General features: G+C 68.6%; 22 protein-coding genes. 10 read left to right on the forward strand and 12 right to left on the reverse strand.

Annotation, left to right across the window (positions count from 1 at the left end):
• The first annotated feature begins 85 nt into the window (after window positions 1-85).
• Entirely contained in the window at window positions 86-1021 is a 936-nt protein-coding gene (locus tag ACT9TC_RS05230) for a DMT family transporter (RefSeq protein WP_458042351.1), read from the forward strand.
• Window positions 1022-1069: 48 nt separating this feature from the next.
• Here the strand turns inward: ACT9TC_RS05230 and ispD are convergent, their stop codons facing one another.
• A complete protein-coding gene (gene ispD / locus ACT9TC_RS05235) occupies window positions 1070-2311 on the reverse strand; it encodes a 2-C-methyl-D-erythritol 4-phosphate cytidylyltransferase (RefSeq protein ID WP_458042352.1) in 1242 nt (413 codons plus the stop codon).
• A gap of 9 nt (window positions 2312-2320) precedes the next feature.
• Window positions 2321-2803, reverse strand: a complete 483-nt coding sequence (locus ACT9TC_RS05240) for a CarD family transcriptional regulator (RefSeq protein ID WP_458042353.1) — start codon at window positions 2801-2803, stop codon at window positions 2321-2323.
• Between the two features lie 136 nt (window positions 2804-2939).
• Here ACT9TC_RS05240 and ACT9TC_RS05245 point away from each other — a divergent pair, with 136 nt between their 5' ends.
• A complete protein-coding gene (locus tag ACT9TC_RS05245; protein ID WP_458042354.1) occupies window positions 2940-3410 on the forward strand; it encodes a DNA modification methylase in 471 nt (156 codons plus the stop codon).
• Window positions 3411-3417: 7 nt separating this feature from the next.
• On the opposite strand, the gene ACT9TC_RS05250 is transcribed toward ACT9TC_RS05245, so the two are convergent.
• Window positions 3418-4104, reverse strand: coding sequence for a response regulator (locus tag ACT9TC_RS05250; protein ID WP_458042355.1), 687 nt, complete (start codon window positions 4102-4104; stop codon window positions 3418-3420).
• Window positions 4101-5375, reverse strand: a complete 1275-nt coding sequence (locus ACT9TC_RS05255; protein WP_458042356.1) for a sensor histidine kinase — start codon at window positions 5373-5375, stop codon at window positions 4101-4103. Before ACT9TC_RS05255 ends, ACT9TC_RS05250 begins: the two co-directional genes overlap by 4 nt.
• 168 nt (window positions 5376-5543) lie before the next feature.
• Between ACT9TC_RS05255 and phoU the strand changes: the two genes are divergently transcribed.
• The gene (gene phoU, locus ACT9TC_RS05260) at window positions 5544-6209 is read left to right on the forward strand and encodes a phosphate signaling complex protein PhoU (protein WP_458042357.1); all 666 of its coding nucleotides are present in this window, start codon (window positions 5544-5546) and stop codon (window positions 6207-6209) included.
• A gap of 64 nt (window positions 6210-6273) precedes the next feature.
• Here phoU and ACT9TC_RS05265 read toward each other — a convergent pair whose 3' ends face one another.
• Window positions 6274-7023, reverse strand: coding sequence for a phosphoglyceromutase (locus ACT9TC_RS05265; RefSeq protein WP_458042358.1), 750 nt, complete (start codon window positions 7021-7023; stop codon window positions 6274-6276).
• Window positions 7024-7074: 51 nt separating this feature from the next.
• Here ACT9TC_RS05265 and ACT9TC_RS05270 point away from each other — a divergent pair, with 51 nt between their 5' ends.
• A complete protein-coding gene (locus ACT9TC_RS05270) occupies window positions 7075-7929 on the forward strand; it encodes a class I SAM-dependent methyltransferase (protein WP_458042359.1) in 855 nt (284 codons plus the stop codon).
• A 9-nt stretch (window positions 7930-7938) separates the two neighbouring features.
• Here ACT9TC_RS05270 and ACT9TC_RS05275 read toward each other — a convergent pair whose 3' ends face one another.
• The 4 genes from ACT9TC_RS05275 to ACT9TC_RS05290 all read right to left on the reverse strand — a co-directional run bounded on the left by ACT9TC_RS05275 (window position 7939) and on the right by ACT9TC_RS05290 (window position 11292).
• Complete coding sequence (locus tag ACT9TC_RS05275; RefSeq protein WP_458042360.1) at window positions 7939-8952, reverse strand: FUSC family protein; 1014 nt, start codon at window positions 8950-8952, stop codon at window positions 7939-7941.
• Between the two features lie 134 nt (window positions 8953-9086).
• A complete protein-coding gene (ygfZ, locus tag ACT9TC_RS05280) occupies window positions 9087-10223 on the reverse strand; it encodes a CAF17-like 4Fe-4S cluster assembly/insertion protein YgfZ (protein ID WP_458042361.1) in 1137 nt (378 codons plus the stop codon).
• Window positions 10223-10825 (reverse strand): FABP family protein, encoded by a 603-nt coding sequence (locus ACT9TC_RS05285; RefSeq protein ID WP_458042362.1) that lies wholly within the window; start codon window positions 10823-10825, stop codon window positions 10223-10225. The genes ygfZ and ACT9TC_RS05285 overlap by 1 nt, the downstream gene beginning before the upstream one ends.
• 176 nt (window positions 10826-11001) lie before the next feature.
• Complete coding sequence (locus tag ACT9TC_RS05290; RefSeq protein ID WP_458042363.1) at window positions 11002-11292, reverse strand: hypothetical protein; 291 nt, start codon at window positions 11290-11292, stop codon at window positions 11002-11004.
• Window positions 11293-11419: 127 nt separating this feature from the next.
• Here ACT9TC_RS05290 and ACT9TC_RS05295 point away from each other — a divergent pair, with 127 nt between their 5' ends.
• Genes ACT9TC_RS05295 through ACT9TC_RS05310 form a run of 4 tightly spaced genes read left to right on the forward strand, consistent with a single transcriptional unit; the run spans window position 11420 to window position 15871 of the window.
• Window positions 11420-12115: a winged helix-turn-helix domain-containing protein gene (locus ACT9TC_RS05295; protein ID WP_036297825.1), complete on the forward strand. Its 696-nt coding sequence runs from the start codon at window positions 11420-11422 to the stop codon at window positions 12113-12115.
• 56 nt (window positions 12116-12171) lie between these two features.
• The gene (locus ACT9TC_RS05300) at window positions 12172-14346 is read left to right on the forward strand and encodes an RNA degradosome polyphosphate kinase (RefSeq protein ID WP_458042364.1); all 2175 of its coding nucleotides are present in this window, start codon (window positions 12172-12174) and stop codon (window positions 14344-14346) included.
• Entirely contained in the window at window positions 14343-15281 is a 939-nt protein-coding gene (locus tag ACT9TC_RS05305; RefSeq protein ID WP_458042365.1) for an NUDIX hydrolase, read from the forward strand. Before ACT9TC_RS05300 ends, ACT9TC_RS05305 begins: the two co-directional genes overlap by 4 nt.
• Window positions 15278-15871 carry a 4'-phosphopantetheinyl transferase family protein gene (locus tag ACT9TC_RS05310; protein ID WP_458042366.1) on the forward strand — a complete coding sequence of 198 codons (594 nt, stop codon included), beginning with the start codon at window positions 15278-15280 and terminating at the stop codon, window positions 15869-15871. Before ACT9TC_RS05305 ends, ACT9TC_RS05310 begins: the two co-directional genes overlap by 4 nt.
• Here ACT9TC_RS05310 and ACT9TC_RS05315 read toward each other — a convergent pair.
• Genes ACT9TC_RS05315 through ACT9TC_RS05325 form a run of 3 tightly spaced genes read right to left on the reverse strand, consistent with a single transcriptional unit; the run spans window position 15863 to window position 21792 of the window.
• Window positions 15863-17179, reverse strand: a complete 1317-nt coding sequence (locus ACT9TC_RS05315; protein WP_458042367.1) for a M1 family metallopeptidase — start codon at window positions 17177-17179, stop codon at window positions 15863-15865. The two genes, ACT9TC_RS05310 and ACT9TC_RS05315, sit on opposite strands and share 9 nt — an antisense overlap.
• Window positions 17180-17189: 10 nt before the next feature.
• On the reverse strand, window positions 17190-21149 hold the full coding sequence (locus ACT9TC_RS05320; RefSeq protein ID WP_458042368.1) for a Pls/PosA family non-ribosomal peptide synthetase: 3960 nt from the start codon (window positions 21147-21149) through the stop codon (window positions 17190-17192).
• Between the two features lies 1 nt (window position 21150).
• Window positions 21151-21792 carry a hypothetical protein gene (locus tag ACT9TC_RS05325; RefSeq protein WP_458042369.1) on the reverse strand — a complete coding sequence of 214 codons (642 nt, stop codon included), beginning with the start codon at window positions 21790-21792 and terminating at the stop codon, window positions 21151-21153.
• A gap of 159 nt (window positions 21793-21951) precedes the next feature.
• On the opposite strand from ACT9TC_RS05325, the gene ACT9TC_RS05330 reads away from it, so the two are divergent.
• Window positions 21952-23058, forward strand: coding sequence for a phosphate ABC transporter substrate-binding protein PstS (locus ACT9TC_RS05330; protein WP_458042370.1), 1107 nt, complete (start codon window positions 21952-21954; stop codon window positions 23056-23058).
• Window positions 23059-23136: 78 nt separating this feature from the next.
• Complete coding sequence (pstC, locus tag ACT9TC_RS05335; RefSeq protein WP_458042371.1) at window positions 23137-24078, forward strand: phosphate ABC transporter permease subunit PstC; 942 nt, start codon at window positions 23137-23139, stop codon at window positions 24076-24078.
• Window position 24079: the final 1 nt, after the last annotated feature.

A 24079-nucleotide genomic window follows, 5' to 3' on the forward strand; every position in this document is an offset into this window, starting at 1 on the left:
CCGTCACAAAACGCTCGATCAGGGCGACGGATGCAGCGGTTCGCGACGGTTCGACGCCCCGAGCCCGGCGGGGTAGAACTGAGGGGTGCTTCCTGTCCTCGCCGTGCTCGCCGCGGCCGTCCTCTTCGGCACGACCGGCACGTCGCAGGCGCTCGGCCCCGAAAACACCACGCCTCTCGCGGTCGGAGCCGTGCGCCTCGTGATCGGCGGGACGGGCCTTGCGATGATCGCCTTCGTACTCGCCCACCGCGCGCACCGCCGCGGTACCGTCGCCCCGCGTCCCCGCCTCACGGCCGCCCCCCTGGGCCTCATGGCGCTCACAGGCCTGTGCCTCGCGCTCTATCAGCCGCTGTTCTTCCTCGGCACCGCCCGAAACGGCGTGGCGGTGGGCACCGTCATCGCGCTCGGCTCGGCGCCGATCCTCGCCGGTGTGCTCGAGTGGTCGCTGACGCGCCGCCGTCCGAGCGGCGCCTGGCTGCTCGCCACGGCACTCTCCACCGTCGGTGTCGCCCTCCTGGGAATCGGCGGCGGGACGGATGTCGCGGGCGCCGGCGGGACTGACCCCCTCGGATTCCTCGGCTCGGTCGGCGCGGGCGCGACCTTCGCCGTCATCGCCAACGCCCAGCGGCGACTGCTGGATGACGGGTGGGACCCGTTCACCGTGGTCGGCGCGATGGGCGTGGGCTCGGCGGTGCTCTCGGCCTGCGTACTGCCGTTCGTCGACCTTGTATGGCTCCGGGAACCCGCGGGCGTGGTGATGGCCGTATGGCTCGGCATCGGGACGATCTCCGTCGCCTACGTGCTGTTCACGTGGGGCCTGAACGGGCTGACCGCGGCGACCGCCGCGACGCTGACCCTCGGCGAGCCGCTGACCGCCAGCATCCTGGGTGTCACGGTACTCGGCGAGCAACTGAGCGTTCTCGCCGTCACGGGACTCCTGGTGCTCGCCGTCGGCCTCGTCACCCTGGCGTGGGGCTCGCGCGCGCCCCGGGATCCGAAGCCTTTCGCCGTTGAGGCGTGACGCTCGAACGGGAACACGTCAGACGGGAACGAGCTAGACGGGCAGGTGTCAGACGGGGATGACGAGAGCCACGGCGAAGGCCGCCACACCCTCACCGCGCCCGGGGAATCCGAGTCCGTCCGTCGTCGTCGCGGCGATCGAAACGGGCGCACCGAGAGCGTCGGACAGCGCCGCTTCCGCTTCGGCGCGACGGGTCGAGAATCGCGGTCGGTTCGCCTGGAACTGAACGGAGACGTTTCCGACAGCCCAGCCCGCGTTACCGAGCAGCTCCCGCGTCCGCGTCAAGAAGGCATCCGCGTGTGCCCCCGCGAACTCGGGACGATCGACGCCGAAGTGCGTGCCGATGTCGCCGAGCCCGGCGGCGGAGAGAAGTGCGTCGACGATCGCGTGCGCGACGGCGTCGCCATCCGAGTGCCCCGCCAGTCCCGGTTCGCCCGGCCAGTGCAGCCCCGCGAGCCAGAGCTCGGCGGCAGCGTCCCCGGCAGCATCGACGACCTCGAAAGCGTGAACGTCCGTACCCACGCCCACCCGGGGCGCACGCCCGCCGGTTTCGAAGCGTGCATGTGCGGGCGCGATCGGGACGATCAGTCCTCGCGCGCGATCCATGTCGGCCGGTGTGGTGATCTTGAACGAGAGGGCGTCACCCGGCACGGTGACAATCGGATGACCCGCGGCAGCCACGAGCGCCGTGTCGTCCGTGTAGTCCTGCTCGGCGCTCCCGTAGGACGCGACAAGCACTCCGCGGGGAAACCCTTGCGGGGTCTGAGCCGCCGCGAGATCGGCACGATCGACAGCCTCGAGGACGACATCTCCCCCGACTCGCTTGATCGTGTCGATCACCGGGAGGGTCGGAACGACGCCCGACCCGGTTCGGTCCACCGCCTCGACGACCCGCTCGAACACGGCGGGCGGGGTGAGGGCCCGTGCCGCGTCGTGCACCAGCACCACCTCGACATCGGCCCAGAGTGCACCCAGACCCGCGGCGACCGAGCGCTGCCGCGTTTCGCCCCCGGTGACGACCGAGATCAGATCGCGCCGACGACCACTCTCGAGCGCGGGGGCCTCTTCCGACGCGGCCAAAGCCTCGGTCAGGGCATCACCCTCACGCCCGGCGGGCGCGACGATGACGACCTGCATCGGACCCGCGGCGAGCACGCCCCGCAGGGCATGGCTAAGCATCGAATGTTCATCGATGCCGACGAAGGCTTTCGGGGTGCCCGCGCCGAGGCGCGTGCCGGAACCGCCCGCGACGACGATGATGCCGACACGAGGAGATGGCGTGATGCTCACGCCGGGAGCCTAGCTTGCGAGGACCTCGTCGAGCACGACACCGGCGCGCTCTTCGTCGGTCTTCTCGGCCAACGCGAGCTCGGAGATGAGGATCTGGCGCGCCTTGGCGAGCATCCGCTTCTCACCCGCGGACAGACCGCGGTCCTGGTCGCGACGCCACAGATCGCGAACGACCTCGCTCACCTTGATGACATCGCCGGAAGCGAGCTTCTCGAGGTTCGCCTTGTAGCGGCGAGACCAGTTCGTGGGCTCTTCGGTGAAGGGTGCGCGAAGCACCTCGAAAACCTTGTCGAGACCCTCTCTGCCGATGACGTCGCGAACGCCGACGAGGTCGACGTTCTCTGCGGGTACCTCGATAACGAGGTCGCCCTGAGTGACGTTGAGCTTCAGGTATTTCTTGGTCTCGCCCTTGATGACCCGGTCTTTGACTTCGATGATCGTCGCGGCCCCGTGGTGCGGGTAAACGACCGTTTCGCCAACCTCAAAAAGCATGCAGTTATGTCCTTTCGGCAACCTACAGAATACCACAGGGACCATACGCTAAGGTGCGCCGCGCACCGGGCGCAGCAGCGATCAAGCGGGCCCCCTAGAATGAGACCGCAATGTCTGCGATCTCCCTGGAGGACCCGTGAAATCCCGTCGGCTCGCGTCTCTGGCTCTTGTGGCCGCCGTTCTGGTGGGAACTTCCGGGTGCGCCCTGATCGCGCCGCAGGCGACGCTCATCCCCTACGCACCCGCCGACGGCGTCTCTGCGAAAACGGGCGATGTCGCCGTGCGCAACGCGCTCGTCGTCTCGGATGACGGAATCGACGGCAACTTCCTCGCCGCCTTCGTCAACGAGAGCACCGACCCCGTGACGCTCCGGGTCGAGTACGGCGAGGGTTCCGACAAGACGGAACTCACCGTCCGGCTGGCCGCGAGCGAAGCGATCAGCCTCGGCATGGACGGCGAGAACGACCCGCTGCCGTTCCCCAACATCGACACGATCCCGGGCGCGACCATGCCCGTCTACTTCCAGGCCGGCGACGCCGAGGGTTCCCTCGTCGAGGTGCCCATCCTCACGGGCGAAACGAGCTACCTCGAACAGTTCGTTCCCTGAGCGCCCGTCACTCCGACTCGAAGCGGTACCCGAGCCCTCGCACGGTCACGAGCATCGTCGGCTCACTCGGTGTCCGTTCGATGCGTGAACGGATGCGCTTGATGTGCACATCGAGCGTCTTGGTGTCGCCGAAGTAGTCGCTTCCCCACACGCGGTCGATCAGCTGGCCCCGGGTCAGAACGCGACCGGCGTTGCGCATGAGCACCTCGAGAAGCTCGAATTCCTTCAGCGGCATACCGATCTCCGAACCGTCCACCGAGACGCTGTGGCGGTCGATGTCGAGGGTCACACGACCGCCGGCGAGGACATGCTCCTCGAGATCGGCGTCGGGCTCGGCGGTGCGACGAAGAACCGCTCGCATACGGGCGAGCAGTTCGCGTGCGGAGTATGGCTTGGTGACGTAGTCGTCCGCTCCGAGCTCCAGCCCGACGACGATGTCCACTTCGGAGTCCTTCGCGGTGACCATGACGATCGGTACCGCCGACGTCTGACGGATGCGTCGGCACACCTCGGTTCCCGACATGCCCGGCAACATGAGGTCGAGCAGCACGATGTCGCATCCACGCTCTTCGAATGCGGAGACGGCCGCGGGGCCATCTTCGGCGATCTCGACCTCGTAGCCTTCACGGCGCAGCAGGTAGGCCAACGGTTCGGCCAGATCGGGTTCGTCTTCGACGAGGAGGACCCGGGTCATGTCTTCTTCTCTCCCTCGGGGGCGCGTTCGGCGTTCATGGCGCCTCGGCGTTTCTTCGTGGTGTCGTTCGCCTTACGACGGTTGGTCGACTCGCTCGTTTTCCGGCGGCGGCGGGGCTTCTCGGTTTTTTCGGGGGCCGATGAGCGCGGGAGCCGGATCGTGAAGGTCGATCCTCGTCCGGGCTGCGACCACACGCGGACCTCGCCGCCGTGGCGCTGAACGGCGTGCTTGACGATCGCGAGCCCCAGGCCGGTGCCGCCCGTGCGGCGAGAGCGCGCTCCGTCGGCACGGTAGAAACGCTCGAAGATGCGCTGCTGATCGGCCTCGACGATGCCGATTCCCTGATCGGTGACGGCGATTTCGACCACTTTGTCTTCGACGCGCACACCGACGCCCACGCGTCCCCCCTTCGGGGAATACGCGACCGCGTTGGCAATCAGGTTACTGACGGCCTCGATCAACATGGTCGGGTCGCCCCGGACGATCGCCCCCCGGTCGCCACCACGCAGCAGTTCGACACCCGCAGAATCCGCCTGCACGGCGTTCGACTCGACGGATGACGCGACAACCTCGTCGATCGAGACGTCGCGCGGCTCCGGCAGCTCGTCCGCGGCTTGCAGTCGAGACAGACCCATGATGCGACTCGTCAGGCGGGACAGGCGTGCGGCTTCGGCCTGCAGTCGCACAGCGAACGCACGTACCTGCGGCGGGTCGTCGGCGGCAGATTCGATCGCCTCGGCGAGCAGGCTCACGGCACCCACCGGCGTCTTGAGTTCGTGGCTGGTGTTAGCGACGAAGTCGTACCGCATCTGCTCCAGGCGCTCCTGCTCGGTGACGTCGTCTACGACGAGCAGGACGTGCGTGCCGTCCAGCGATGCCGCGCGCGCCGACACCAGCCGACCCTCGGTCGCAAGCAGAGCAGTGCCCCCTGCGGCTCGGCGCATGCGAAAGCGCGCGCTCTCCGCTCCACCGGATGTTCGCGTCGCGCGAACCAGCACGCGCAGGTCTTCGACGCTGATCACTTCACCCGCCGACATGCCGAACCCCGGTGCAGCGGGTGAGGCCGCAACGACGGTCAGCGACGCATCCACGACGGATGCGGCACCTTCCATGGCGTCGAGCACCTGCAGAACACCGGAGGGTACGGTCACGGCCGCCTCCGCCTCAGCACGCTCCGCCGCTCGCAATGCCGCAAAGACGAGGGTTGATACGCCGAGACCTATCACCGCTCCCGCAAGTAACGCGAGGAGCGCGATCTGCACCGGGTCCATGAGACCCAGCGTAGGGTCACGCGTCGGGAACGGCGGACCGGGACCGCAAGAGCGTGGCGCACGCCCGGGTACTATTCACCGGAGCGGCACCATCCGTTAACCTTCGGCGGAGATGATCGCGGAGGTCGCGGGCGCCGTGTCCGACCGACCGGGAAAGGGACCAGCACCGTGCGCGAAGTCTTCCATCAGTCCCTCGAGGACGTCCAGGGGCGCCTTGTCGAGATCTCCGAGCTCGTCGCTACCGCGATCGAGAAGGCCACCCAGGCGTTCGGCTCGAGCGACGTCTCGCTCGCCGAAGAGGTCATCGACGCCGACAGCATCATCGACGAAAAGGCCGTTGCGCTCGACGAGCTGGCCATCGAGATCCTCGCGCGCCAGCAACCCGTCGCTCGCGACCTGCGCATCGTCGTGAGCGCTCTGCGCATGTCGGCCTCGCTCGAGCGGATGGGGGACATCGCCGAGCACATCGCTCAGCTGACCCGCTACCGCTTCCCTGAGCGCGCGATCCCCAAGGGGCTGAAGAGCACCTTCACGAGCATGGGCCAGGTCGACGTGCAGATGGCGCAGAAGCTCTCCGAGCTGCTGAGGACGCAGGATGTCGCCATCGCCGAAGAGATTCGCAATCTCGACGATCAGCTCGACGACCTCCACGTTTCGGTTTTCGAGAAGGTCCTCGGCGAAAACTGGCAGGGCGAGGCGATGGCGACGGTCGACGCGACCCTCGCGAGCCGTTACCACGAGCGCTTCGGCGACCACGCCGAGTCCGTGGCCAAGAAGGTCGTCTACCTCGCGACGGGCGATTGGTCGGACGCCACAGGCGCTACCCTCGCTTAGCCTCGACACCGAAACGGGACCGGATGCCTCGGCATCCGGTCCCTTTTCGTGCTGAACGGGGTCGTTACTTCTTACCCTGTGCGGCGACGGCCGCGGCTCCGGCCGCGGCGGCATCGGGGTCGAGGTATTCGCCCGGTCCGAGGGGCAGCAGGTCTTCGCCGAGGCGGTAGACGAGCGGGATGCCGGTCGGGATGTTGAGCTCGGAGATGTCGTCGTCGCTGATGCCCTCGAGGTGCTTCACGAGTCCGCGCAGCGAGTTGCCGTGCGCTGTGACGAGCACGGTCTTGCCGGCGCGCAGGTCCGGAACGATGCCGCTCTCCCAGTAGGGGAGCATGCGGTCGATCACGAGCTTGAGCGATTCGGTTCGGGGGATGTCGCCGTCGATTCCGGCGTAGCGCGGGTCGGAGACCTGGCTGAACTCGTCGTCGTCGGCGATCTCGGGCGGCGGCACGTCGAACGACCGGCGCCACAGCATGAACTGCTCGGGGCCGAACTCGGCGAGGGTCTGCGCCTTGTCCTTGCCCTGCAGCGCGCCGTAGTGACGCTCGTTCAGGCGCCACGTGCGGGTCACCGGGATCCACAGGCGGTCGGCGGCATCGAGCGCGATGTTGGCCGTCTGGATCGCACGGCTGAGCACAGAGGTGTGCAGAACGTCTGGCAGCAGACCCGCCTCGGCGAGAAGTTCGCCGCCCCGCTTGGCCTCGGCCTTGCCGAGGTCCGTCAGGCGCACATCGACCCAACCGGTGAAGAGGTTCAACTCGTTCCACTCGCTCTGGCCGTGGCGGAGCAGGATCAACGTATAAGGCTCGGTCATGCGCCCATGATATCGGCGCCGGGTGAAGGACATTCCCGACATCATGGAGGGATGACCGCGCAGCGCCCGCCCGCACACCGTCCTCCTGCGGGTCGCCCCGTTGGGCAGACGACGCGCGGGACGACGGGCACGAACAGGCTGAGGCGCAACGACCGGTATCTTGCGGAGCTGCCCGCCCTGCGCCGAACGGACGATCCGCTCGTCGTCGATCTCGGATTCGGGGCCAGTGCGGTGACGGCGCTGGAACTCTGGACGCGCCTCGCGCGGGTGCGCGCCGACGTCGAGGTCGTCGGCGTCGAGATCGACCCCGAACGCGTTGCACGGGCACGCGAACAGCTCGCGGCGGTGCGCGCGGGCAAGACATCCTTCGCACCTGACGCCCGAGCCCGCTTCGAGCTCGGTGGTTTCGAGCTCCCCCTCCCCGGCGGACGACGGCCCGTCCTGGTTCGGGCGATGAACGTGCTGCGCCAGTACGAAGAGGAGCAGGTCGCGGATGCCTGGGCCCTGACATCCGCTCGACTCCAGCCCGCGGGTGCGCTCATCGAAGGCACCTGCGACGAGGTCGGCCGTGTCTGTTCCTGGGTCGATGTGAACCCCGGAAGCGAGCCGGTCCGGTTGACCATCGCGCTGCGGCTCGCCGACCTCGATCTGCCCTCGATCGTCGCCGAGCGTCTCCCCAAAGCACTCATCCACCGCAATGTCCCGGGTGAGCGTGTGCACGCCGTGCTCTCCGCGCTCGACACGGCATGGACCCGAGCCGCGCCCTTGGGCGTCTTCAGTCCCCAGCAACGCTGGATCGCCGCGGTCGAAACGCTACGAGCAACGGGCGTGCCGGTGCTCGGCGGACGCACCCGGTGGCGGCTGGGTGAACTGACCCTGCCGTGGTCGGCCGTCGCTCCCGGCTGATGGGCGACGTCAGAGACGCGGGATAGCGGCACGCGCCTGATCGGCGGGCATGCCCGCACCGATCAGAAGATCGACGACGAACGGTCGCAGTGCGGCGATGAGGTTCTGATCGCCGAAGCCTGCGCCCGGCACCACTTCGGTGGGATCGAGATGGTGCGCGATCCCGGCGAGGGCCTCTTGAGCGACGGGCTCGAGGGAGATGTCCGCCAGCGATTGCTCCACGAGCGAAGCCCCCCGACCGAGCGTCATCACGAGATCCGCGGCAACGGGACGCGGCACACCGTCATCCACGAGATAGGCCGTCCGCCGCGCGACAACACGCAGGTTCCGGGTCGCGAGGTCCATGGCGGCCAGCACGCGCTCGGCCCGCGCCAACTCTGCCCGGCTGGTCCAGAGCCAGGGCGAAATGCGAGCGATGGCCACGGAAGACTCCAACGTCTCGCGCCACGCCCGGACGAGCGGGTCGAGCGCGCGCGCCTTCTGCAGCCCGCGCTCGGCACGGGCACGGTCGCCCTGGCGCAGCGCGATGGCAAGGCTCATCACGGCGCCGTCGAACGCGCGGAACAGCGTCGCCACGTCCCGACGCGCTTCGCCCCGTGGACTGCGCGGGATCAGCGCCGTAGCCAACAGGGCCGCCACTCCCCCGACGACGCCGTCGAGCATGCGTGAGAACGGCACACTCGTCGAGGCGGGGATGATCAGCACGATGAGGGACTGGATCGCGGCGGCGATCGCAAAACTCGCCTGGGGCGAGAGGAACCGTGCCACCACGAGGGTCACCGCCAGGGCGAGCCCCACCTGCCACCATCCCCGTCCCGCGACGAGCAGCAGGACCTCGGCGATCAAAATGCCGAGGATCATCCCGACGACCGTTTCGAGAACCCGACGCGGGCGGGCATCGCGCACGAGTCCCAAGCTCGCGACGGTCACCGTCCCGGCGAGCAGGGGGGTCTGATGTCCCACCACGAAGTAGGCGAACGCGTACGCGGCGGTCGCCGCGACGACGATCTGGATGATCGGCAACGCGGAGTTCTGAACGCGGCGTACGCCCGGTCGCGGATCGAAGCGGTCACGCAACCTCACCGGAACGGCGGTCGTGATGGGCGGAAGCGGTTCCTGCCTCGGATCGTCCGAACCGGAACGACCGGCGGCGCCGGTCACGCGCGGGCGCGCGCCGATAGCCGCGGCAGGCGCGGGACGGATGCCTCGGCTCCCGCTCCCGGCGGGACGATGACCTCCTGCGCCGCGAGCACGGTCTCGTCACCCGCCGCGACGGTCAGAGTCGCGTCGATCGGCAGGGTTCGCTTGACTACGGCGAGCGCGATCGGGCCGAGCTCGTGGTGGAGCGCGACCGACGTAACGCGCCCGACCTCCGTGCCGGCCAGCGAGACGGGCGCACCCGGCTCGGGCAGAACCGCGTCGCTGCCGTCCAGGTGCAGGAACACCAGGCGGCGTGGCGGATGGCCGAGGTTGTGGACCTTGGCGACGGTTTCCTGCCCTCGGTAACAGCCCTTGTCGAGGTGAACGGCCGAACGCAACCAGTCGAGTTCGTGGGGCAGCGTGCGCTCATCGACCTCGTTGGCGCGGCGGGGGCGCCACGCCGCGATGCGGAGCGCTTCGGCGGCGATCAACCCGGCGGCCTCGACGTCCGCGGCGCGGGGGATCGCGGCGGCGATGTCGGCCGCAGCATCCGTCGTCACGATCGCTTGGCGCCAGTTCCAATCGGCACCGGGGTGGGGGCCCGCTGCGTACTGGTGTCCGCCCACTGCCACGTGCGACCAGGGATCGATCCACACGAGCGACACACCCGCGGGTGCGTGGACGTGGGGCGCGATCAGGGCCTCGGCCATGCCTCCACCGAACGAGCCGAGCACGGTCATGTCGGCTTCATGCGTCACGACCACCTGGGCGCGGAAGACCATCCTCTTCAGCCAGGTCGCGAGCGCTTCGACGCTGGTCGCGTCGACGATGAGCCACGTCGTCACCCCGTCGTCCAGGACGGATGCCGCGTGCTCCACGTGTCCGTGCGGGTCGAGGACGAGCAGCTCGGTCGCGCGCCCCGGCTCGAGACGCGCCAGGTGCTGCGACGTGATCGAGTCGAGCCAGGTCAGGCGATCGGCGCCCGTCACCGACAGGACGACCCGGTCACCAAGGTGGACGATCGCGCGGCCCTCGGCGAGCAGTCGCTGCTCACGCAGGAAGGTGCCGAAGTGCAGCGGCGCTCCCCCCGATTCGGTCGGAGTGGCCGACTCGTCGGTGACGGCACCCGGGAGCGCGGCGAACGGAGACGTCATCACTCGGCCTTCGCGAGACGCGCGGACGCGTGGCTGCGCAGTTCGTTGCCGAGCGCGGCGATATCCCACGCCCAGAGCAGGTGGCCGTCGACGAGCCCGTACAACCGCGTTGCGGCGGCGTAGTGCTTGGCACCCGAGGGGCGCACGACGGCGTCGGTCGCGAGATCGATCCGCGGTCCTGTCACATGCCCCAGGTACAGCTCGGAGATACCGTCCGAGTGGACGATCGCAGCCTCGATCTCGAAGCCGCCCTCGGCAGAGCGCAAAGCCTCGACATCGTCGACCGTTCGCGCGGGTGCGGGCGAGCGAGCAGGAAGCAGACCGGGACCGGCGTCGGCGTCACCGAGAGTGCGGGCGAGACGCCAGTACCCCGTCTCGGCGACCAGCTGCACGCCCGAGCCGTCCTCCGCAGACATCCAGGCGCTCGCGGAGTAGTTGAGGTAGTCGCCGCCGTCGTGGCTGAAACTCACACGATGGGCGAACTCACCCGCGTAGCGGTGACCCGCTGCCTCGTAGTCGATCACGCCGGTTCCCTCCCACACCCCGACCAGCCACGAGAGCGGTACGAGGTCGGCGGGTAGGTCGGTCGGCAGATCGATCACGATCGGGCCGCTCAGCGCTGGCCGCGATAGAGGTTGACGATCACCACGCCCGAAACGAACGCGATCGCCAGCGATGCCAGTGCGAGGAGACCCACGAAGAAGATCTCGAGAGCGAGGAGGTCCATGCTCATACTCTAGCCCGCCACGGCCTGTCCGGATCAGCCAGGAATGCCGGATCAGCCAGGAATGATCGTCGCAAGGCCGACTCCGGCCGAGACGATGCCGAGCGCCAGCAGCGCACCGAGCACACTCGCGGCCACCCGCCGGATGAACCCGGTGGATCGCCCGTAGGCCAGCTGCACACCGAACGAGACCAGCAGGCTGGCTGCAAGGGCAAGGACGAACCATTGCGCCTGGTAAGCGGCGGGCACAAAGATCGCCACGGCGATCCCGGCGAGGAGGGCCGCGATCCAGACCGCAGCAATACCGCCGACGCTCGAGCGGGGAGCGAGTTCGGGTGCCGACATGCCTTCATCTTCCCCCACGGGAGGCGAGCGCGCGAGCCCGCCACGACCCACGGGCCGTGGCATTCCCGCGGTCGGCGTAAGATGGGGGGCCACGACGGCCCTGGGGGCGTCGCCCGAGAGGAAACGCGTGGCCCAACTGCTCGTCCTGAGTTCCGCACACGGCAGCGGTCCCGTTCTGCCGTCCCTGGAACTCTTGAGCCACCGAGTCCGGCAGATTCCCGCCGAACCGGCACAACTCGTGAACGCACCGAGCGCGGACGTCATCTTCGTCGACGCACGAACCGACCTGGTCGGCGCGAAGTCCCTCTGCAAGATCCTCAATACGACCGGCCTCGACGCGCCGCTCATGCTGGTCGTCACGGAGGGCGGTTTGACCGCGGTCAGCACCGACTGGGGCGTCGATGACGTCATCCTCGTCAGCGCGGGCCCCGCAGAGGTCGACGCGCGCGTTCGCCTGGCCATGGGACGGATGACGCAGGAGCAGGTCTCGACCCGCATCCAGACATCCGGAATCACGATCGACGAGTCCTCGTACTCGGCGAAGGTCCACGGAAAACCCCTCGACCTGACGTACAAGGAGTTCCAGCTCCTGCACTTCTTCGCCACACACCCCTCGCGGGTCTTCACCCGCGAGCAGCTGCTGAGCGAGGTGTGGGGCTACGACTACTTCGGCGGCACCCGCACCGTCGACGTACACGTGCGGCGCCTGCGCGCCAAGCTCGGCGACCTCGAGCAGCTCATCGGCACGGTCCGGAACGTGGGCTATCGGTTCAACGTCTACGAAGACGACCAGCTTCCCACCGGCAGCGGTCGCAAGGGCTGACTCCCGGGGGCCATCCGGTTTACCCGCTGGACACCTGCGCCCTGCAATGATGGAGCATGCTCGAATCCTCGATCCTCGACGCTGGTCTGGGCGATGCCGACGATGACGACTTCGATGAAGCCGTCGAGGCGTTCGACTCACAACTCCCCGAGAACAGATATCTCGACCGCGAACTGAGCTGGCTCGCGTTCAATCAACGCGTCCTCGAGCTCGCCGAAGACCCGACGGTGCCCGTTCTGGAGCGTGCGAACTTCCTCGCGATCTTCGCCAGCAACCTCGACGAGTTCTTCATGGTGCGCGTCGCGGGGCTCCGTCGCCGAATCATCACGGGCCTCGCCGTCCCGACGAATGTCGGCCGGTCGCCCTCGGACGTCCTGGCCGACATCTCAGCGGAGGCCTACAAGCTCCAGCTGCGTCACGCCGAGGCATGGCGCTCGGTCGTGCAGCCCGACCTCGCGGCGGCAGGCATCGAGGTCGTGACCTGGGATGCCTTGGGCGATGAAGACCGCCTCGCCCTGTACGAATATTTCCAGTCGCAGGTGTTCCCGGTGCTGATGCCGCTGGCGGTGGACCCCGCGCATCCGTTCCCCTACATCTCGGGCCTCTCGCTCAACCTGGCCGTGCGCATCCGCAACGCCCGCACCGGCCGCCAGGAGTTCGCGCGCCTGAAGGTCCCCCCGATGCTGCCCCGGTTCGTCGAGGTGCCGGGCGCCGCGAGCGCCGGACGCGGACGCTACCTGCCGCTCGAGGATCTGATCTCGAACAACCTGGTCGACCTCTTCCCGGGTATGGAAGTGCTCGATCACCATGCGTTCCGCCTGACGCGCAACGAAGACATGACGATCGAAGAGGACGAGACCGAGAATCTCATCCAGGCCCTCGAGGCCGAGCTGCTGCGGCGCCGGTTCGGGCCGCCGATCCGCCTCGAGATCACCGACGACATGGACGAAGTGACGCTCGGGTTGCTCATCCGCGAGCTCGACATCACCGAACAGCAGGTCTTCCGTCTGCACGCGCCGCTCGACCTGCGCGGTCTGTTCGACCTCTCGCGGATCTCGCGCCCCGACCTGCACTACCCGCCGCACCTGCCGACCACGGCGCTGGCTTTCCAGCCGGGCGACAACAACGAGCGCGCCGACATCTTCGCGTCCATCCGCCAGGGCGATGTGCTGGTGCACCACCCGTACGAGTCTTTCGCGACGAGCGTTCAGGCGTTCCTCGAACAGGCCGCGAAAGACCCGCATGTGCTCGCGATCAAGCAGACGCTGTACCGTACGTCGGGTGACAGCCCGATCGTCGAGGCACTGATCGACGCGGCCGAGGCGGGCAAACAGGTGCTCGCGCTGGTCGAGATCAAGGCCCGCTTCGACGAGGCCGCGAACATCGTGTGGGCCCGCAAGCTCGAGAAGGCGGGCGTGCACGTCGTGTACGGCCTCGTGGGATTGAAGACGCACTGCAAGCTGGCGCTCGTCATCCGCGAAGAGGGCGGTGTGCTGCGTAGCTACAGCCACGTCGGCACGGGAAACTACAACCCCAAGACGAGCCGCATCTACGAAGACTTCGGCCTGTTCACCGCCGACGACCAGGTCGGTCGTGACCTGACGCGCCTGTTCAACGAACTCTCGGGCTATGCGATCGAGAAGAAGTTCAAACGCCTGCTGGTCGCCCCCCTGCATCTCCGCAAGGGTCTGCTGCGCCTGATCGACAAGGAGCGTCGCAATGCGCTGGCGGGTAAGCCCGCGCGCATCCGCTTCAAGGTCAATTCGATGGTCGACGAGCAGATCATCGACGCCCTCTACCGCGCGAGCCAGGCGGGTGTCCAGATCGAGATCTGGGTGCGGGGTATCTGCTCACTCAAGCCGGGCATCCCGGGCGTCAGCGAGAACATCACGGTGCGCAGTATCCTCGGCCGCTACCTGGAGCACTCGCGCATCTTCGCGTTCGAGGCCGGCGGCGACCGTCAGGTCTACATCGGCAGCGCCGACATGATGCACCGTAACCTCGACCGCCGCGTCGAGGCCCTCGTGCGCGTTGTCGCGCCCGCGCACCTGAAGGAGCTCGACGACCTGTTCGATCTCGCAATGAGCGACGGAACCAGCTCGTGGTGGCTGGGACCCGAGGGCGAGTGGATTCGCCAGAGTACGGATGCCGACGGTAAACCCCTCGTCGACATCCAAGACAAGACGATGCACGACGTCCAGCGCCGCCGCCGCGCGCGGGCGGTCCGATGACGGACACCGCCGTTTACGCGGCGGGCGCGGTGATCTGGCGGCTGGTCGAGGGCAAGCTCCATATCCTCGTCATCCACCGCACGGCATACGCCGACGTGACCCTACCCAAAGGCAAGGTCGATCCGGGCGAGATGCTGGCCGAGACGGCTGTGCGCGAGGTGTTCGAAGAGACCGGTATCCGTGTCGCCCTTGGCATCCCGGTAGGGGTTTCGCGTTATCGGATGCCGAACAAACGACAGAAGATCGTGCACTACTGGTCTGCAGAGGCGACGGATGACGCGATCCGGGCCTCGCGGTTCGTGCCGAACAAAGAGGTTGCGGCCCTCGAGTGGGTCACGCCCAAGCGCGCGCGGACCTACCTCAGCTACCCCGTCGATCTCGAGATTCTCGACGCCTTCATGAAATTCGTCGACGACGGAGTGCTCCACACGTTCCCCCTCATCGTGCTGCGACATGGCAAGGCGGTCGGCCGGGACACCTGGAGCGGAACGGATGCGTTGCGTCCGCTGACCGCGCGCGGCACCCGCCAGGCACACGCGATCGTCGGACCACTCCTCGCATTCGGGGCGCGCAGGGTCATTTCATCGGACGCGGTGCGCTGCGTGACGACCGTCACCCCCTTCGCGGCCGCGCTCGGCAAACCCGTGTGGCGCACGGAATTGATCAGCCAGGATGCCTGGGAGCAGGGCCGGGCGGACATCCGCACCATCGTGGGTAAACGCGTGCGCTCGGGAAAGCCGGCCATCCTGTGCAGCCACGGGCCGGTGCTGCCCGAGATCATGAGCGAAATCGCTCTGGCGACCGGCACGCTGCGCGGGTCGTATCTCGGCAGTGCCTCGACGCTGGATTTCGCGGCATTCTCGGTCGTGCACCTGTCGGCCACGAACCCCGGATCGGGCATCGTCGCGATCGAAACACACACCCCGAAAGAGTGAGCTCGCAGCCCGAAAGCACGCTGCTCGCGGGAGTGCGAGTCGCCTGGCAGACGGTGCCGCTCGAGAGGACCCGCCGGGATGTTGCAGACACCCTGATTGCGCGCATCGCGACCGCGTCGACGGGCGGCCCGGTCGTCGTGAGCCGACGGTGCGAGCGCTGCGGCGCCACCGACCACGGACGCCCCGTCGTCACCGGGGCACCGATCCACGCGAGCGTGTCGTATACGGCCCGCCTGGTGGTGGTCGCCGTCACGGACGCCTGCCGGGTCCTCGCGCTCGGAATCGACGCCGAACGCGCGGGGAACAGGGTGCGTCAGGACGGATTGCGGGGGCTCATCACCCCGGGGCAGCACACCTCGCTCCGCCACTGGACGCGCGTCGAGGCGGTGCTGAAGGCCGACGGCCGCGGCCTCGCCGTCGAGCCCGCCCGGGTCCGCATCGAGCGGACGCTGCGGGGAGTCCACGGGAGCATCGCCGGCGACGGTGCGACAGACGGTGCGAGAAACGGTGCCCTCGGCATCCGTCCCCGTCTGCTGCGGGTGCGCGGACCGCGCGGCGTCGTGATCTCGCTCGCGGTCGCCTCAGCGTGAGGCCGGACGCAGCGTCGGCAGCGGTGTCTGCGACAGCCAGCTCATGAACAGATCCGCCAGAGGTTCGTCGGCGATCGCCTCCGCGCACACGACGAAGTCCTCGCTCGTCACGAGACCGTGTCGGTGGTCGGCGCACCAGCGACGCAGGATCTCGAAGAACGTCGTGTCACCCACCCGCAGGCGAAGGGCATGGAGGGTCAGCGCGCCGCGCTTGTAGACGCGGTCGTCGAACATGAGGTCGGGCCCGGGGTCGGACAGCAGCAGATCCTGCGGCAGCGCCCGCAGGATCGTATGGTGCGCGGCGGCGCAGGCCTCGACGGACGGGCCACCGGAGGCCTCGGACCAGATCCACTCCGCGTAGCAGGCGAATCCCTCGTTCAACCAGATGTCGCGCCAGTGCGCGAGCCCGACGCTGTTGCCGAACCACTGATGAGCGAGCTCGTGGGCGATGAGACGCTCTTCCGAACCGTCGAGATGATTCGAGCCAAAGGTTGCCATCCCCTGCGCCTCGAGCGGGATCTCGAGGGCGTCGGCCGTCACGACGACGTCGTAGCGTGCGAACGGATAGGGACCGAACGCACGCTGGAAGACCCGCATCATGTCCGGCAGATCGGCGAAGGCCGCTGTGACAGGAACGACAAGCGCCCGCGGGTGATGCACCGCTCCCGGAACACCGTCGAGATCGACGAGAGTTTCGGCATAGTGACCGATCTGCACCGCCACCAGGTAGGTCGGGGTCGGCGCAGGCTGCTCGAAAACCCACGTCGCCGCAGCACCCGCACGCGCAAGCGAGACGCGCTCGCCCGTCGCGATCACACCGTAGGCGCCATCCGTCGTCACGGAGATCCGGTACGTCGCCTTGTCGTCGGGCCGATCGTTGCACGGGAACCACGTCGGTGCACCGGTCGGCTGGGCGGCGACGAGGGCGCCATCCTTCAACTCTTCCCACCCGATCGTTCCCCACCGCGACCGGCGCGGTGCCGGCGCCCCGGCGTAGGTGATCTCGACCGAGAACCGCTCGTCGAGCGCGATCGGAGCACTGGGGGTCACTCGAACCATCCGCGGGCCCTGGCGATACGCCGTGCGGCGGTCGCCGTCGACACGCACCTTCGAGGCGCGCAGGCCCACGAGGTCGACCGCGAACGAGCGGAGCGGATGCCGCGCCACGGCGTTCATGACAACGCGACCCGAGAGCCGGTTGGTCGACGGCTTGTAGGTGATCTCGATGTCGTACGACTCGACGTCGTACGACAGGTCCCCGCTCTGCGGGGCGTAGGCATCGGGCGCCGGCAGCTGAGCGCCGGTCATCGCGCGGCCATCAGTGCGAGCTCGTCTGGTACGAGCGAACCTTGACCGCGCGCCACGGGCCGATCGGGTTGCCGCTCCACCGGCTGCCGACCGGCACCGTCTCGCCGCGCATCACGAGCGACGCGGGTCCGACCGTCGCGTGAGCGCCGATCGATGCCGCGGGCAGGATCACGCTGTGCGGGCCGAGCGTTCCGCCGGGTTCGATCGTGACGACATCCATGCTCATGATCCGATCATGGAACAGGTGCGTCTGCACAACGCAACCCCGGTTGACCGTGGATGCATCGCCCAATGTCACGAGGTCGGGCTCGGGTAGCCAGTAACTTTCGCACCAGACACCGCGCCCGATCTTGACGCCGAGCGAGCGCAACCATACGGCGAGCGCGGGCGTGCCGGTCGCCGCGCGGGCGAACCAGGGCGCCGCGACCATCTCGACGAAGGTGTCGGACACCTCGGTGCGCCAGACGAAACTCGACCACAACGGCTTCTCTCCCGCGTGGATGACGCCCACGAGAGCCCACTTTGCGAGCGTCGAGACACCCGCCGCGGCCGCGCCGGCGACGAGCATGACGATACCCGACAGCAGCACCGTCACGATCGCGCCGAACGTCTGCACGAGCAGTGCGAGCACGAACACCACACCGAGACCGATCGCGCACGTCACGATGACGGGCACGATGCGGCACAGCTCCCACAGGGCGCGGGCGATCCGGAGAGCCGTACTCGGCTGATAGGTGCGACTCTCATCGGCGTCGCTCGAGACCCGGCGCAGGCGGACGGCGGGCGAACCGAGCCACGAGGTACCGGGTTTTGCCTTGAGTGGCGCCGCTGACAGCACGGCTACCAACCCGCCCTTCGGCACACGATGACCCGGTGCCGCCATACCCGAGTTGCCGAGGAACGCACGTTTGCCGATCTTCACCGGCCCGATCCGCATCCATCCGCCGCGCAGCTCGTAGGACGCGACCATAGTGTCGTCGGCGAGGAATGCGCCATCTTCGATCGTCGTCATCGCGGGGATCAGCAGGACGGTGGATGCCTCGACATCGCGGCCGACGTGTGCTCCGAGCATCCGCAGCCAGACCGGTGTGAACAGGCTCGAGTAGAGCGGGAACAGCGTCGTGCGCGAGGAGTCGAGCAGACGCTCGATCGTCCAGGCGCGCCATCCCCTCGCGCTCCGCACCGGGAAGGTGCCCTCGGCAAGACCCCATTGCAGCAGGCGGACCCAGATGACGACGGATGCCGCGAACACCAGCCCGGTGACCAGCACAGCGGGCACGAGCCAGGCGAACGCGGCGAATGCAGCCGCCCCGAGCGAGTCCGCGCCGCGCATGCCCGCCGCCAGAACGAGCGCGCCGGCCGCGAAGGCGACCAACGGCAGCAGGGCCAGCAACGCGGACGACGCGGCGTAGGCCCACAGCCACCGAGTGGGCGCGGGCGGGCGCTCACGCGGCCAATCCTCGGCGGCGCCACCGACTCGCTCAGCGGGTGAGCCCGCCCACCGCTGGTCGGCGCGCACCCGGCCGAAGACAGCGGACCCGGGCGCGATCTCGGCACGGCGGCCGATCCGCGTGCCCGGGGCTAGCGTGCTCCGCGCCCCGATCGTCGCCTGCGCCCCGATACGCACCTCGCCGATCCGGACGACGTCGCCGTCGATCCAGTAGCCCGTCAGGTCGACCTCGGGCTCGATGCTCGCGCCGTCGCCGATCTGCAGCATTCCCGTGACCGGGGGAAGGGTGTGCATGTCGACGTCGCGGCCGATCTTCGCGCCGAGTGCGCGGGCGTAGTAGCTGATCCACGGCGCCCCGGCGAGTCCGACCGCGTCGACCTGATCGGCGATCTGCTCGGCGAGCCACAGGCGGATGTGCACGTGTCCGCCGCGGGGGTGGTCGCCCGGCAGTACCCCGGCGAGCAGGATGCGCGCAGCAACGGCCGAGATCGTCATCCGTCCGAACGGGGTCGCGAAGATCAGCAGCGCGGGAACGAGCACCCACCAGTCCACGATGGGGAGCGCCTCGAAGCCGGGCACGAGGTGCAACAGGGCACTGCCGGTCAAGAGGTAGAGCAGCCAGCGAACCCCGCTCAGGATGAACAGCGGAACGCCCATGATCGTCTGCAAGATCTGCGTCGAGCGGGGTGTCGGTGTGGGCTCGCGATAGGTCCCTGCCACGTCGTCGCCGAGCGGCCCGAGCGCCTTCGCCATCGCGCCGAGGCGCGGCAGGTCATAGATGTCGGCGACGGCGAACTCCGGCGAGCGCACCCGGATGCGCGAGACCAGCTGGGCCGCGGCGAGCGACCCCCCGCCCAGGTCGAAGAAGTCGGCGTCTGCATCGGGAACCGACACCCCGAGCACCGCCCGCCACTGCTCACCGAGCCATGCCTCGACGCCGGTCAGCGTTGATTCCTCGGCCGGCATACCGGCCAGAGGCCAGGGCAAGGCGGCCTTGTCGACCTTGCCCGAGGTGCGCACCGGCAGGTCGTCGACGACCGCCAGCAGCGGCACCATCGGCGCGGGCAGGGTCGCGGCGAGTTCGGCGCGGGCCGGCTGGCGCTCGAACCCCTCGTCTACGACGAGGTAGCCGACCAGGATGTCGACTCCCGCATCCGTCCGCCGCACCGCCACCGCGGCGCCCCCGACGTGGGGCAGAGCCTGCAGCGCGGACTCGACCTCGCCCAACTCGATGCGGCGACCGCCGATCTTGACCTGGTCGTCGGCGCGTCCCTGAAAGACGAGACCCGCGGGGTCGTAACGGACGAGGTCACCCGAGCGGTAGGCGCGGTCCCAGCCGAGCGAGGGCATCGGGGCGTACTTCTCCGCGTCCTTTGCGGGGTCGAGATAGCGAGCGAGGCCCACTCCCCCGATGATCAGTTCGCCGACCTCTCCTTCGGCGACCGCGGCACCCTCGGCATCCACGACCGCGAGCGCCCAGCCGTCGAGGGGCAGCCCGATCCGCACGGGCGGCTCGCCCGTCAGCAGCGCCGCGCACGCGACGACCGTCGCCTCGGTCGGGCCGTACGTGTTCCAGACCTCGCGGCCCTCTTCGGTCAGGCGGGCGGCGAGTTCGGGCGGGCATGCCTCGCCGCCGAAGATCAGCAGTCGAACGTTCTCGATCGACTCGGCGGGCCAGAGGGCGGCCAGCGTCGGGACGGTCGACACGACCGTGATCTGCTGACGCACGAGCCAGGGGGCGAGGTCTTCGCCCGACCGCACGAGCGCGCGCGGCGCGGGCACCAGGCAGGCTCCGTGCCGCCAGGCGAGCCACATCTCTTCGCACGACGCGTCGAACGCGACCGACAGACCCGCGAGCACACGGTCACCCGGACCGAGCGGGTCGCCCTGCAGAAACAGCGCAGCCTCGGCATCGACGAAGGTCGCGGCAGAACGGTGACTGACAGCCACGCCCTTCGGCGTTCCGGTCGAACCCGAGGTGAAGATGACCCACGCGTCGTCGTCCGGAGCCGGTGGCGGCACCGTGACGACCGCGTGGGTGCTCGGGTGCGGCACGTCATCGCGGAAGAGGGCGGATGCCTCGGGCTCAGCATCCACGACCGTCGGCCGGAAATCACCCGACCCTTCGATCACACCCCGCACAGCCGCCTCGCCGAAGACGAGCACCGTGCGCTCTTCGGGATCGTCGGCGTCGACCGGCACGTACGACGCCCCGGCGGCGATCACGCCGAGGATCGAGATGTAGAGCTCCTTCGTGCCCGACGACATCCGCACGCCGACCCGGTCTCCCCGCCGCACCCCCGCCTCGTGCAGCCGCGCGGCCGTCCGGCCCACGCGCGCCATCATCTCGCGATAGCTCAGGGCCCCCGACCCGTCGTCTATTGCGGACGCCTCGGGGTAGCGCTCGGTCGTCGAGCGCAGAATGTCGAGGAGCGTGCGCTCGGCCGGTGCGTGGGCACGCCGGTCGAGCTCCGGCTGGCGCGACGGGGTCGCGGATGCCGGGGCGGCGAGATCGGTCACGTCAGCTCGAGAGGAGGTCGATCAGCTGCGCCTTGGTCAAGCGCGAGTAGCCGGTGCGTCCGGACTCCCGGGCGCGGACGCGCAGGTCGGCGACAGACAGGCCAGCGAGGTCCGGGGCGGCAGCGGCGGACGCATCGGATCCTTCCCCGGGTGCCGCGGCGGGGTCGCTGTGCTCCGGCTCGTCCGCCGGAACGTCCCCCGGCTCGAGAGCTGCCACGGCCTCGTCGGCCTCGTCGGCTGCGCGACGGGCTGCCTTGTCCGCCTTCGCGGACGCCTTCTTCAGGGCCTTGGCAGACGCGGCTTGTTCCTGTGCTTCCGCCTCCGCCCGCGCAGCATCAGCCGCGGCACGCTCGGCCGCGGCCCTCAGTACAGCCTTGCGCTCGACCTTCGCGAACGCGGCCGCCATGGCCTTGCGTACCTCCGCGGCGGCGTCCTTCGCCTTGGCCGCGACCTTTGCGGGCTTCTTGCGCAGAGTCTTCTTCGAGACATCCGCTCGTGCTTCCGCCTCGGCCGCGAGCTCGCGCACCTTCTCGGCTGCCTTCGGCGGGAAGTCCTTCGCGGCCTTGCGAGCCTGCTTCGCGACCTTCGCCGCGTCGTCGATCGCCGCTCGCGCGGCCTGCTCTTTTTCGCTGGTCTGGGGCATGCCGCACAGCATATTCCGCCCCGGTGAACGCTCCCGCCGCGCCCGATCCCGTTCACCTTCCGTTCACCACTCTGGCCCACTCTCTTAAGGCGTCGCTCCTACCGTCGCTGTGTGCCCTGCACCGGGACACGTCCTGTCAACGGATCGAACGGAAACACAGTGAAGATCACCCGAATCTCGCGGATTGCGGCCATCAGCGCCGTCGCCGCCCTTGCCCTTGCCGGCTGCGCCTCGAACGAGGCCGGCGGCAGCACGAGCGAACAGCCCAACGAAAGCAACCTCACCGGCGAGCTCGTCGGCGCAGGATCGTCCGCGCAGGAAGTAGCCGTCCAGGCCTGGTCGGCCGGCTTCCAGATGCTCAACGAGGGCGTCACCGTCAGCTACGACCCGTCGGGCTCCGGCGCCGGCCGCGAGTCATTCCAGGCCGGAGCCGTCGGCTTCGCCGGCTCGGACCGCGCGTTCACGACAGACGAGATCGCTGAAGGACCCTTCGACGGCTGCGTCGAAGGCACGGGCATCATCGAGATCCCCTCGTACATCTCTCCGATCGCGATCATCTTCAACATCGATGGCATCGACACCTTGAACATGGACCCGGCGACCATCGCGGGCCTGTTCGCCGGCACGATCACCAACTGGAACGACCCGGCGATCGCCGCTCTCAACGAGGGCGTCACCCTTCCCGACCTGGCCGTGACGCCGGTGCACCGCGCCGACGACTCGGGCACGACCGAGAACTTCACCGACTACCTCGCCCAGGCCGCACCCGAGGTGTGGACGTACGAGGCCGACGGCGAATGGCCCGCCACCCCCGTCACCGGCGAGGCAGCTCAGGGTACGTCGGGTGTCGTCTCCGCCGTCGAGGCGGGACAGGGCGCGATCACGTACGCCGACGCGTCGCGCGCAGAGGGCTTCGGCACTGTCGCGGTGCAGATCGGCGAAGAGTTCGTCTCATTCTCGCCCGAGGCCGCTGCCGCGATCGTCGACCTCTCGCCCCGCGCCGAAGGCCGCACCGACGGTGACCTCGCCATCGACCTCGACCGCACACCCGACGAGGCCGCGTACCCGATCGTCCTGGTCAGCTACATGATCGCGTGCGAGGAGTACGTCGACGCCGCCACCGCGCCGCTGGTCAAGGGCTTCCTCGAGTACGTCATCAGCCCCGAGGGCCAGGACGAGGCGGCAGCAGCAGCCGGCAGCGCCCCGATCTCGGACACGCAGCGCGACAACATGCAGGCCGCTCTGGACCTCATCGTCGTCGAGTAATACCCATGGCCGGCCCGCGAACAATCGCGGGCCGGCCATACCTCTCACGCCGCCAGGCAATACCGAGAACAGGATGAGATGACCACCACCGCGCCCCCCGCCGTCAAGGCGAAGCAGCGCCCAGGCGACCGCTGGTTCTCGGGAACCGCCCTCTTTGCTGGATCGATGATCCTCGTCACCCTCGCGGCCGTGACAGTGTTCCTCGTGATTCAGTCGCTTCCCGGCATCTCGGCAACGAGCGAGGATGCCTCCATCCTCAGCACGAATTTCTGGGACTACGTCTGGCCTCTCCTGTTCGGAACGATCTGGGCATCATTCCTTGCCCTGCTGATGGCCGTGCCCCTCTCGGTGGCCGTCGCCCTCTTCATCTCGCACTACGCCCCGCGTCGACTCGCACAGGGCCTCGGCTACATCGTCGACCTGCTTGCAGCGGTTCCCTCGGTCGTTTTCGGCCTCTGGGGGATCCTCGTACTCGCGCCGGCCGTTCAGCCCATCTACACCTGGCTCGTCGACAACGCGGGATGGTTCCCCCTCTTCGCCGGCCCGGTTTCCAGCACAGGCCGCACGATCTTCACCGCCGCAATGGTGCTCGCCGTGATGGTCGTGCCGATCATCACCGCCATCTGCCGCGAGATCTTCCTCCAAACCCCGATCCTGCACGAAGAAGCCGCGCTCGCCCTCGGCGCAACGCGCTGGGAGATGGTCCGGATGGCCGTCTTCCCCTTCGGCCGCAGCGGCATCGTGTCCGCATCGATGCTGGGGCTCGGCCGCGCCCTCGGAGAGACGATGGCGGTTGCCCTGGTGCTCTCCGCAACCGGCATCGTCACCTTCCGGCTACTCACTCCTGAGAACCCGAGCACGATCCCGGCGAACATCGCCCTCACGTTCCCCGAGGCCTATGGCACGAACATCAACGTGCTGATCGCCACGGGGCTGATCCTGTTCATCGTGACATTCGCGGTGAACGCCCTCGCGCGATACATCGTCAACCGCCGCAAGGAATTCTCGGGAGCCAACTGAC

The sequence above is a fragment of the Microbacterium sp. HM-570 genome (assembly GCF_054165885.1).

What these genes read in the sequence shown, in the direction of transcription:
- ACT9TC_RS05270 (WP_458042359.1), top strand. Translation starts at nt 7,075, where the DNA reads ATGACCGCGCAGCGCCCGCCCGCACACCGTCCTCCTGCGGGTCGCCCC.
- ACT9TC_RS05250 (WP_458042355.1), bottom strand. Translation starts at nt 4,104, where the DNA reads ATGACCCGGGTCCTCCTCGTCGAAGACGAACCCGATCTGGCCGAACCG.
- ACT9TC_RS05305 (WP_458042365.1), top strand. Translation starts at nt 14,343, where the DNA reads ATGACGGACACCGCCGTTTACGCGGCGGGCGCGGTGATCTGGCGGCTG.
- ygfZ (WP_458042361.1), bottom strand. Translation starts at nt 10,223, where the DNA reads ATGACGTCTCCGTTCGCCGCGCTCCCGGGTGCCGTCACCGACGAGTCG.
- ACT9TC_RS05300 (WP_458042364.1), top strand. Translation starts at nt 12,172, where the DNA reads ATGCTCGAATCCTCGATCCTCGACGCTGGTCTGGGCGATGCCGACGAT.
- pstC (WP_458042371.1), top strand. Translation starts at nt 23,137, where the DNA reads ATGACCACCACCGCGCCCCCCGCCGTCAAGGCGAAGCAGCGCCCAGGC.
- ACT9TC_RS05240 (WP_458042353.1), bottom strand. Translation starts at nt 2,803, where the DNA reads ATGCTTTTTGAGGTTGGCGAAACGGTCGTTTACCCGCACCACGGGGCC.
- ACT9TC_RS05290 (WP_458042363.1), bottom strand. Translation starts at nt 11,292, where the DNA reads ATGTCGGCACCCGAACTCGCTCCCCGCTCGAGCGTCGGCGGTATTGCT.
- ACT9TC_RS05255 (WP_458042356.1), bottom strand. Translation starts at nt 5,375, where the DNA reads ATGGACCCGGTGCAGATCGCGCTCCTCGCGTTACTTGCGGGAGCGGTG.
- ACT9TC_RS05325 (WP_458042369.1), bottom strand. Translation starts at nt 21,792, where the DNA reads ATGCCCCAGACCAGCGAAAAAGAGCAGGCCGCGCGAGCGGCGATCGAC.
- ACT9TC_RS05265 (WP_458042358.1), bottom strand. Translation starts at nt 7,023, where the DNA reads ATGACCGAGCCTTATACGTTGATCCTGCTCCGCCACGGCCAGAGCGAG.
- ACT9TC_RS05315 (WP_458042367.1), bottom strand. Translation starts at nt 17,179, where the DNA reads ATGACCGGCGCTCAGCTGCCGGCGCCCGATGCCTACGCCCCGCAGAGC.